General features: G+C 41.8%; 9 protein-coding genes. 3 read left to right on the top strand and 6 right to left on the bottom strand.

Going from position 1 to position 10353, the window contains the following annotated elements:
- Positions 1-36: 36 nt before the first annotated feature.
- The 3 genes from murJ to CV014_RS28715 form a co-directional block, all read right to left on the bottom strand.
- Positions 37-1641 carry a murein biosynthesis integral membrane protein MurJ gene (gene murJ / locus CV014_RS28725; protein ID WP_236145128.1) on the bottom strand — a complete coding sequence of 535 codons (1605 nt, stop codon included), beginning with the start codon at positions 1639-1641 and terminating at the stop codon, positions 37-39.
- A gap of 103 nt (positions 1642-1744) precedes the next feature.
- Positions 1745-2251 carry a pentapeptide repeat-containing protein gene (locus CV014_RS28720; RefSeq protein WP_236145129.1) on the bottom strand — a complete coding sequence of 169 codons (507 nt, stop codon included), beginning with the start codon at positions 2249-2251 and terminating at the stop codon, positions 1745-1747.
- A 145-nt stretch (positions 2252-2396) separates the two neighbouring features.
- Positions 2397-3902: an LCP family protein gene (locus tag CV014_RS28715; protein WP_236145127.1), complete on the bottom strand. Its 1506-nt coding sequence runs from the start codon at positions 3900-3902 to the stop codon at positions 2397-2399.
- Between the two features lie 115 nt (positions 3903-4017).
- On the opposite strand from CV014_RS28715, the gene CV014_RS28710 reads away from it, so the two are divergent.
- Positions 4018-5082, top strand: coding sequence for a mannose-1-phosphate guanylyltransferase (locus CV014_RS28710; protein ID WP_236145126.1), 1065 nt, complete (start codon positions 4018-4020; stop codon positions 5080-5082).
- Between the two features lie 66 nt (positions 5083-5148).
- On the opposite strand, the gene CV014_RS30280 is transcribed toward CV014_RS28710, so the two are convergent.
- Entirely contained in the window at positions 5149-5274 is a 126-nt protein-coding gene (locus CV014_RS30280; RefSeq protein WP_268964948.1) for a hypothetical protein, read from the bottom strand.
- Here CV014_RS30280 and CV014_RS28705 point away from each other — a divergent pair.
- A complete protein-coding gene (locus CV014_RS28705; RefSeq protein ID WP_236145125.1) occupies positions 5262-6905 on the top strand; it encodes an ABC1 kinase family protein in 1644 nt (547 codons plus the stop codon). The two genes, CV014_RS30280 and CV014_RS28705, sit on opposite strands and share 13 nt — an antisense overlap.
- Before the next feature lie 108 nt (positions 6906-7013).
- Here the strand turns inward: CV014_RS28705 and argJ are convergent, their stop codons facing one another.
- Together argJ and CV014_RS28695 are read right to left on the bottom strand one after the other, a co-directional pair.
- Positions 7014-8327: a bifunctional ornithine acetyltransferase/N-acetylglutamate synthase gene (gene argJ, locus CV014_RS28700; RefSeq protein WP_236145124.1), complete on the bottom strand. Its 1314-nt coding sequence runs from the start codon at positions 8325-8327 to the stop codon at positions 7014-7016.
- A gap of 21 nt (positions 8328-8348) precedes the next feature.
- Positions 8349-8624, bottom strand: coding sequence for a hypothetical protein (locus CV014_RS28695; RefSeq protein ID WP_236145123.1), 276 nt, complete (start codon positions 8622-8624; stop codon positions 8349-8351).
- A gap of 875 nt (positions 8625-9499) precedes the next feature.
- On the opposite strand from CV014_RS28695, the gene CV014_RS28690 reads away from it, so the two are divergent.
- On the top strand, positions 9500-10273 hold the full coding sequence (locus CV014_RS28690) for a glycosyltransferase family A protein (RefSeq protein WP_236145122.1): 774 nt from the start codon (positions 9500-9502) through the stop codon (positions 10271-10273).
- The last annotated feature ends 80 nt before the right edge of the window (positions 10274-10353 follow it).

Below are 10353 nucleotides of genomic sequence, written 5' to 3'. Positions count from 1 at the left end.
TAGCGAAGCGGGGCGTTAGCCCATTGCAGATTGGTTTTATCTTTTCAAAAAGCGTTGACGCATCTTGACAGCGAAACTATTGACTTCTGGGATTTTCATAAGGTAGGCAATTACTCCAAATGCCATTAACCCCACGGCACCAGATACACACAACTGTAAAATTTGAATCATTAAACCCTGTGTACCCAATAATTTCTGCGTTCCCTGCAATACCCCAAAACTAGTAACTCCCGCAACTACACTACCAGCAGTCAACCCTAAAATCGGTAAACTCCATTCCCGTAAAGGCAAACCATGCAAGCGGCGGTGTAATACCCATAACAGCATTAACATGGAGCTACAATTAACGCTGACAGTTGCTAACACCAAACCAGGCGCACCAAAAGGTTTCACGAAAATCCAATCTAGGACGATATTGAGAAAGATGTTAAATGTACTGATACGGAAAGGTGTCTGTCCATCGCCCAATGCGTAAAAAACCCGCACCAAAACATCCCTTCCCAGATAGACGAACATCCCAATACCGTAGGAGATGAGTAGTGAGGAAACTAACTGCGTTGCCCCTTGTTTAAACGCGCCACGTTCATAAACTATCTGTACAATCGGCACAGACAACGCTACCATTAACGCCCCTAACGGTAACATGGTTACAGCAGTGAGTAATAACCCCTGACGAATGCGTAATTTCAAATCCGGCCAGTTTTCAGGTTCGGCAAGTTTCGCGAAAATCGGTAATAGGGGCAATAAAATAATGTTAGAAATAATCCCTAAAGGTGTTTGTACTAGCAAGTTAGCATAGTTAAAACCAGCCGCCGCCCCTGGGATGGGGCTAGCAAAATACAAGTCAGTGGCCACATTAATCGGCATCATTCCCGAAGAAATAGTGGCAGGAGTCATGATTTTGATTACTTCCTGTACTCCAGGGGATTTAAAATCAAACCTCAGCCTTAATTTACCGAGTCCTAAACGCCACTGTACAACTAACTGGACTAACCACTGAAGAATTGCCCCAGCCAGAGTTCCCCAAGCCAAAACCATTCCACCAATCAAAGCGTATTCTGGCTTGATGATGTCTTTGCCATATTGCAAAGCCAGTACCCCAATCCCAATGACTACCGTGACACTCGATAACAGGGGACTAATAGAGAGTAGCCAGTATTGATTAGCAGCGTTGAGAGTCCCAAAACCAATGCCAATTAACCCTGCAAATAAAGCCATCGGTGCCATAATTTGCAACTGTTGAATGGCGATCGCTCTCGTTTTTGCATCCAAACCATAACCGACAATATCGATCATAGTATCTGCCAAGAAAATCTGCGCTACCGTCACCAGTAACAAAAAACCCCCCACCAAAGTCGTGACTGTCTCGACTAAAGGGGCGGCTTCTTCTTGCTTCCGCTTGGCTAAAACACTAATAATTGCACTGTGTAACGGCCCATTTACACCACCTAGTAAGACTAATAAAAACCCAGGAATCACATAGGCGTAACTATAAGCAGTCGCCGCCGCACCCACACCAAAAGCAGCTGCGATCGCCTGCTGTCTGATTAAACCGAATACTTTACTAATTAACGTGGCTGCGGCTACAATGCCAGCAATTCCAGCGAAAGAACGAGAAGGTTTTTGGTCTTGATTAGTCACGAATAATACCCGACAACTCTAAACAGAGCGCATACCTGAGTAAATTTAACCTAAAATTTGGCGATCGCATTAATTATTTGAGATGGTGTCCCACCCCTAGCTACTAACGACAACCTAAACTTTCTCTTGTAGAAATATTTGTGACAGGATTAATCCCTGTGGCTCTTTCGCACAATAGAGATACTTGATAACGGTCGATAATTGCGTCTGTAAAATCAGCCCCAGTAATATCAGCATCATAAAAACGGCTGCGGGTTAAAGTCGATTCTGTAAAAATGGCATTTTTCAAATTTGCACCATCTAAAGTCACCCGATCTACCAAAGCACCCGTTAAATTTGCCCCTTCTAAATTAGCTTTTAATAAAACACCCTTAGTCAAAATGGCATTTTTTAAATTTGCACCTTGAAAATTTGTCCCCCGCATTTCTGCCGCTACAAAAGTTACACCGACTAACTCAGCGTTTTTAAAATCACGATTTTCCAGATTAGCATTGCTGTAGTTAATAGTATTAATTTGAGCAAAAGCTGGCTTGGGATTGATGATGAGCCAAAAACAAGCCAGCAATAAAATTACTATCAAACTTAATAATCTCAGCAAGAACTTTTTCATAACTTTACGAAACCTAGTGCGGTTGAGTGCTGTTAGCAGTAGCGCGGCGTTTAGCCGATGCTGAGTTATGAGTAAGGAATTAAGACTATTGAATTGCTTCTGACCCACTACTCAGCACTCACCACTCACCACTCAGCACTCCTCATTACTTCCAATCCTTGCCGATGCGGATTGTGATATCTGATTCTAAATCCCCTGTGGATTTAACTTCAACTAAACCCAATCCTAAGATTTTCTGTAGGTTAACTCCTGCCGAGCGATCGCCCTTCTGTACAATAATTTGTGTTTGACGTTGGGTGTCAGGCCAAGCGGGAACCGTGTAAATATTTGTAAAGCCTTTTTGTTTCAAGTAAGCAATAGCTTTTTCAGTTAACTGGGGTTGATTGGAAGCATTTTGGATAGCAATTTTGAGCTTAGATACTGGTCGAGAATCAGGCTTAACACCAGATATATCTACCCCTACATAATTATTCAATAAATTTTGCTGTCCGTTCAAATTCAGCCAATAGCTATGGGGGTCTTTACTAAATTTGCTGAATGTACCAGGTAACATAGTCATTTGGAAATTATCCCGTTCTAAATTGACGGAAAAATTCACCAACGCCATCATTTCTTCTATCTTCAAATTGGTATCAAAATATTTCCGCATCAGGCGGGTTAATTGGGGCAATCTCGGTAAAACAGTAGGACTGTTGAGCCTTTGCAGCACTGCTGTGACTAGTGCTTGTTGTCTTTGCACTCTGGGTAAATCCCCTAGTCCTTCCTCCCGGTAACGAGCAAATAATTCTGCTTGTTCGCCATTGAGGGTTTGCCAACCACTAACTAAACTGACGGTTGATCCACTAACTGGATCTTGATAAGTCATAGCTTTGGGGACAAAAACTTCTACCCCACCCAATTGATCAACTAATTGCCGTAATCCACTAGTAGAAAGGCGAATATAGCGGTCAATTCGGGCATTATTCAGCGTCCGGCTGACAGTCCGGGCGGCTAACACTGGCCCGCCTTTGGCATTTGCCTCTGCCACTCTAGTTAATCCCTGTTCTGGGATAGCAATCATCGTATCGCTAGGAATCGACAGTACCCGCATAGTTTTATTATTGGGGTTGATTCTAGTCAGCAGCATGGTATCGCTATTGCCAGAAAAACTTTCCGGCGAACCATCTACAGAACCTTTGACTGGTTCAATTCCCATAATCAGAATATTCATCGGTTTGGATATCTGATACTGGGAAATTTTGCTCCATAGTTCCCCAGGTAAGGGCATTTTCTGTTCATTTTGACCGGAAAATCCCAATTCTTCATCTGTACGGTCTAAGTTACTCCATAAAGGAGTCCATAAAGCCAAGGTGGATACTAACAGCCCAGACATGATAATCCCTAATACGGCTGTCAAAATCCACAGTAACCAGCGCGGCATAGACAATCCCAATCGCTCATACAGCTCATTGGGAATCGCTCCTACAGACTCTACAACATTACGAGAACTGTTAGCTGCTTGTTCTTGTGTTGTTATTTCCTGGTCTGTTGCTGATTGCGCTAGAACTTGATTCTCGATACGTTGTAGTTGCCCAGGTTTTACCCCAAGCTCTAAATCTGGTATCTGTTGAGGTGTAACCTGATCTTCTGACCATTGAACCTGTTTTATCACAATTATCTCCCCACTCAACCACTCCCTAAAAGTTATGTTAATCCAAGCCACCAAACTTGCCAGTGTCAGACTGCACTGTAAACTTGAAATGTTCTAGCGTAGGTCGTATGACAACATGAGTAGTTCTTTGTTCCCAGTCATTCTGGCAGGTGGTAAAGGTGAACGTTTTTGGCCTTTGAGTCGGCAAGACCGACCTAAGCAATTTTTAAGTCTTGATGGTAGCTCTAGAAGTTTATTACAGGCAACTGCCGAACGACTAATTGATGTTGCTGGCAGTTGGCAGGATTTATGGGTAATTACTTCTAGCCAGCTAGCTACAGGTATACTACAGCAATTACCAGAATTGCCACCTCCAAACCTGTTGGTAGAACCGCAAGGTAGAGACACTGCTGCTGCTGTTGCTTGGACAAGTTTAGAAATTCAAAAACGTTACGGAGACGACGCGATTATTGGCTTTTTCCCCTCTGACCACTGGATAGCTGACCAACAGGCATTTAAACGCACATTAGATGCGGCTACTCAACTAGCGGCAAGCACTCCAGCTATTGTCACATTAGGGATTAAGCCTACCTTTCCATCAACTGGTTACGGCTACATTGAACAAGGCGAAAAAATTGGTAGCTTTAATGAGTTGCCAGCTTATCACGTCAACCGTTTTACTGAAAAGCCCGACCGTGAAACAGCCCAGACATTTCTGTCTACAGGACAATTTAGCTGGAATAGCGGTATGTTCGTGTTTCGGGCTGGTGTTGTTCTCAAGGAACTGTATACCCATGCACCAGAAATTATTGAACAAATAGCACAAAAAGGCGTTGATGTCTATCCCCAATTGCCGAAAAAAAGTATAGACTATGCACTCATGGAAAAAACTAATCTAGCATATGTTTTACCGGCAGAATTTGGGTGGGATGACTTGGGTGATTGGAATGCTATCGAAAGACTACTGAAAAAACCAGACAATCCTAACGTTGAACTGGCTAACCATGTGGGTTTAGATACGCAAGGTGCAATTATTTATGCTACTAACTCAGAGGATGTAGTTGTTACTATTGGGTTAGAGGACGTGGTGATTGTACGCGATCGCAATGTCACCCTCATAGTTAACAAAGAACGCACCCAGGAAATTAAACAAGTCCTCAAAACCCTACAAAGCGATCCCCGATTTACCGACTTACTTTGAAAAGAGGCAGGGAGCAAGAGGCAAGGGGGCAGGGGGCAGGGAGCAGGGAGAAATTTCAATCAATGCTCAATCCCCAGTCCCTAATACCCAGTCCCCAGTCCCCAATCCCCAATCCCCAATCATTCTTAAATTTTGAATTTTGAATTTTGAATTGATAAGTCCCCAATCCCCAAAACAAAATGTTTTTAACATACACTGTTCCGCGCCAAAGAGAAATTATTGAAGTTGTTCTCCGCAATGGCTGGGATTATATGCGGAGGTTGCTAACTGGTGGTAAAGCTGATGAACCCCAATTACCTACACCTGCGGTGTTAAAAAATATTCTGGTGGATTTGGGGCCTGTTTATGTCAAACTTGGTCAGCTACTGTCTACCCGTCCAGATTTACTGAGTGCTGCTTATATTGATGAACTTTCCACTTTGCAAAACGAAGTACCGCCTGTACCTTGGGCAGAAGTGGAAATCGTCATTCGTCAGCAACTGAAACGCCCTTTAGAAGAAACTTTCAAATACATCAATCCTGTGGCAGTAGCGGCGGGATCAATTGCCCAGACCCATCGCGCTACATTAATTGATGGTCGGGAAGTGGCATTAAAAGTCCAGCGACCAGGAATAGATATTACGATTGTCCAAGATATTGCCCTCATTCAAGGGATTGCTGATTTGGTGGCGCGGACTGATTTTGGGCAGAATTATGAAATTAAATCAATCGCCGAAGAATTCACTAAAGCCCTAGAAGCGGAATTAGATTTTACCAGGGAAGCTGGGTTTACAGACCAACTGCGACGTAATTTATCGCACAGTCGTTGGTATGAACCGCAAAAAATTGTTGTGGCGGAAATTTATTGGCATCTGACTACAGAAAAATTAATGGTGATGGAGTGGCTAGACGGAGTACCAATACTCTCTGCCCAATTAAGCAGCATTAACGGTAAAAACCCAGTAGCAGAACGTAATGCCGTTACTACATTATTATTTCGTGCCTTTTTTCAGCAGTTATATGTTGATGGCTTTTTTCACGCTGATCCCCATCCTGGCAATATTTTTTATCTGACTGATGGGCGGGTAGCATTGTTAGATTGCGGAATGGTAGGTAGGCTTGATCCCCGCACTCAGCAAATTTTGACGGAGATGCTGTTGGCTATTGTCGATTTAGATGCGGGAAGATGCGCTCAACTGACTTTACAACTGGCAGATTCCGCACAGCCAGTAATTTTGGCGCGGCTAGAAAGTGACTATGACAGGATGCTGCGGAAATATTACAACGTCAGTTTGACGGAGATGAATTTTAGTCAAATCTTTTATGAAATTTTGCAAGTTGCTCGTAATAATAAAATTCGCTTACCCGGTAACATGGGCTTGTATGCCAAAACTTTGGCAAATTTAGAAGGGGTAGCCCGTACCTTTAATCCAGAAGTAAATTTATTTGAAGAAATTCAGCCTTTAATTACAGACTTGTTTCGACGGCAATTATTAGGCGATAATCCAGTGCGATCGCTCCTCAGAACCGCCTTAGATATTAAAAGCCTTTCCTTACAATCTCCCCGACAAATCGAACTGTTATTAGATCGAGTCACATCGGAAACTCTGCGTTGGAATCTTTCTTTACATGGTTTAGATGGTGTCCGTCGCACAATGGACGATGCCGCTAACCGTTTATCCTTTAGTATCCTCGTAGGTTCACTGATTATGGGGGCAGCAATTATTTCCACTAAAGCCCAAACCACACAGCTATCTTTTATTAGTAGTGTGTTATTTGCCGTCGCCAGTTTATTAGGATTATGGCTAATTATTAGTATCTTGCGATCGGGGCGTTTGAGATAAGGGGCATTGGGCATTGGGCATTGGGCATAAACATAATCTGTTCCCGATTCGCGATTCGCGATTCCCGATTCCCCATTCCCAATGCCCGATTCGCGATTCCCGATTCCCTTATGTTGTGTACTCAGCGTTAATTTTCACGTAGTCGTAACTTAAATCACAGCCCCACGCTTTACCTGCACCGTGACCGTTACCAACGTTGACAGCGATAATTACTGGATTATCTACTCTTTGACCTGGAATATTCTTGCGATCAACGGATAAATCATTACTATTGTTAGTCGCAACAAAGTCTTGGGGAAGCACAGAATTCGCTGCCGCTTTCTTTAAATATGCACTAGCGGCGGCGCGGTCAAAGGGTAAAGGTTGACCGTTTTCAAACAGGAGAAAATCCCCTAATTTAATATTCAAATTTTCCTGCTCAAAAGGTACACCTGCTCGTCCGGCGGCGGCGGCGATGCGTCCCCAGTTGGGGTCACGACCGAAGATAGCGGATTTCACTAGGGATGAACCGGCGATGGTTTTGGCGATTTGTCTGGCTGCAAGTTCGTCATGCGCGCCTGTAACTTGCACTTCCATCAGACAAGTTGCACCTTCACCGTCACGGGCGATCGCTTTGGCTAAATGCTGGCATACTGCTGTTAACATGGCCTCTAATTTTTCGGCTTCTGCACCCATTTCTGTAATTGCTGGGGTGCGAGATTCACCATTAGCTAGAGCAATCAGACTATCGTTGGTACTGGTATCACCATCTACAGTAATAGAATTAAAGCTTCTGTCTGCTGCTCTGCTTAACATTTCTTGCCATAGATGCGGTGAGACAGCTGCATCACAAGTAACAAAAGCTAACATCGTCGCCATATTCGGATGAATCATTCCCGAACCTTTGGCAATCCCACCGATGCGGACTGGACGATCTGCGATAGTAGTTTCTAGGGCAATGGATTTAGTGACTAAATCTGTAGTGATAATTGCACCTGCGGCCGTATCTGAACCAGTATGAGATAGTGTTGCGACTAATTTGGGAATTCCACCCCGCAGAGCATCCATTTTAATACGCTGACCGATTACCCCTGTAGAAGCTAAAAGAATCGATTCTGGGGAAATATTTAACTCTTTTGCCAATAATTCTGCACTTTCTTCCGCATCCCGCACCCCTTGACTACCTGTAGCGGCGTTAGCTTGTCCAGCGTTGCAGAGAATCGCCCGTGCAAATGGTTTAGCTTGCAAGCGTTGACGACAATAATCTACACAAGCGGCTTTGACTTGGCTGGTAGTAAATACACCAGCTGCGATCGCTTCCACATCTGATACTATCAAAGCCAAATCCGGCAATCCCGAAGGCTTCAAACCAGCCGTGATCCCAGCCGCCTTATAACCTTTAGGTGCTGTCACTCCACCAGTAATTTCCTGCCACTCTGCCATATTTCTCACCCTTACAACTAATTAGCAGCTTGACTGGCGATTATAGCTTGAAAGTGCTGAGTTGTGAGTGCTGAGTGCTGAGTTGTGAGTGCTGAGTTGTGAGTGCTGAGTGCTGAGTAATGAGTGCTGAGTTGTGAGTAATGAGTGCTGAGTGTTGAGTAATGAGTGCTGAGTTGTGAGTTGTGAGTTGTGAGTAATGAGTGCTAAAAAAATTGCTCCTTGTCTACTTTCTAATCCCCAATCCCGAATCTCCAATCCCGAATCTCCAATCCCCAGTCCCCAATCCCCAGTCCCCAATCCCCAATCCCCATCCATGAAAAAAGGAGAGCCACTTGGGCAGCTCTCCAGATCATCAGGGTGCATCTACTTAGCACAGTATAGCATTTTTGCCATGAGGAGTAACACCCATTATTTCTTTATTTGTATAAAGATCATTAAGAATTTTTACTGATCCAGTTGAACTCAGCAGTTTTTCTGAGAAGAAGTCTTATAAATTACTATATTTTTAAGTATTGTTTCATGTTTATTACTATTAATAGTCAATATCATTTATGTACTAAAAAGCTTGCTACTTCAGTAAATATCGGTTTATTTTCATACTAAATTAAAACTAGTGTACTGATATTTTCAGGATCACTTCATTTATAAAGAGTATTTTCACAGATAAACTAAGAAAGTTTTTCAAAGGTTTATCCAGACTTAAAAATATATGAGCAAAAATTTAGTATATTTATCTTGATAAGTAAACTGCTAACTCTAACAGACATAATGTCCAAGTTAGCACTTAAGTATACTAAACAAGTGAACTTTTGACATTGCTACCGTATCATGTAACACCATAAATCTTACCTCAGTTGTTAATAGATTCAACTGAGATAAAACTTCTAATCTTTTCTTATCTGTTCCCTATTCCTTCTTACTTTCTTACGCAAATTATCTCATTAATCCGCCTCGGCTACTGCATCCAATTGATACTTGTCTAAGTAATTAAGTAAATACATAGAAAATTTATAACGATTTTATTGATTTATTGTGAACTGAGTGGGACTAATTTTTCATAAATTGTTAAGGCAGCTTATCGATAATAAGAATTTATAGTGTTTTCTCTTTCGTAACATAGTCATATTTAAGAACAAATACTTGTCACTTGTATTACCAACAAAGCCAAAGTTATGCTAGTTTTTATCATTCCTCTCAAAAGTGCAGAAGTATCCAAATCATGGGATCAAGTCTCCAAGCTTTTTGAAAGATCCTTACGCTCAATTTGTAATCAAACGGACTCAGATTTTCGAGTAGTTGTAGTGTGTCATGAACGTCCCAAAACTGAATTTAGTCATCCTCATGTTCACTATCTAGAAGTTGACTTTCCTCTCCCTAATTGCAACCGTAATGACAAGAACATAGATAAATGCAAGAAAATTATTAAAGGCTTAATGTATGCCAAAGCCTTATTTGTACCTAATCATATTATGATTGCTGATGCTGATGATTGTGTCAGTCGTAATCTAGTCAGTTTTGTTAATCAACATCCAGACTCTAACGGTTGGGTTGTTAATAAAGGCTATGTATATAAAGAGAGTAGTGCTGTAATCTACTATAGAAAATCGCACTTTTATGCTTGGTGTGGAACTTGTAATATAATCAATATGAATTTATGTCCTTTACCTGAAAAATATGACGATTATCCTGATGATTTAGTAGAATTTTATAGATCACATGGACGTTTGAAAGAAACTCTCAAAAATCAAGGACACATTCTAGAAAATTTACCAATGATTGGATCTGTTTACATTATTGGTAACGGCGAAAATATATATCAAAAAGGTTTTTCAACTATTCACAACGCTAACCAAGGTAAGATTCTCTTCTTCTTCAAAGAATTATTAAAATTCCGTCCTTTAACTTCATCAATTAGAAAAGAATTTAATCTCTATCAACTGGAATAAAATTGCATCAATTCAGAAGTATAGCTAAAATATGACCGCTTGCGATCGCGTAAGCTATAGTACGTCAGATAGGATGAATA

Source organism: Nostoc sp. CMAA1605 (assembly GCF_021596505.1).
In the GTDB taxonomy this organism is placed as follows: Bacteria; Cyanobacteriota; Cyanobacteriia; order Cyanobacteriales; family Nostocaceae; genus Trichormus.
The sequence above is the reverse complement of the archived record's forward strand: the minus strand, read 5'-3'. Positions and strand labels throughout refer to the sequence as shown.

Bases quoted from the DNA above. Each gene is read 5' to 3' on its own strand.
- CV014_RS28720 (WP_236145129.1), bottom strand. From the start codon at position 2,251: ATGAAAAAGTTCTTGCTGAGATTATTAAGTTTGATAGTAATTTTATTG.
- CV014_RS28710 (WP_236145126.1), top strand. From the start codon at position 4,018: ATGAGTAGTTCTTTGTTCCCAGTCATTCTGGCAGGTGGTAAAGGTGAA.
- CV014_RS28705 (WP_236145125.1), top strand. From the start codon at position 5,262: ATGTTTTTAACATACACTGTTCCGCGCCAAAGAGAAATTATTGAAGTT.
- CV014_RS30280 (WP_268964948.1), bottom strand. From the start codon at position 5,274: ATGTTAAAAACATTTTGTTTTGGGGATTGGGGACTTATCAATTCAAAA.
- argJ (WP_236145124.1), bottom strand. From the start codon at position 8,327: ATGGCAGAGTGGCAGGAAATTACTGGTGGAGTGACAGCACCTAAAGGT.
- CV014_RS28690 (WP_236145122.1), top strand. From the start codon at position 9,500: ATGCTAGTTTTTATCATTCCTCTCAAAAGTGCAGAAGTATCCAAATCA.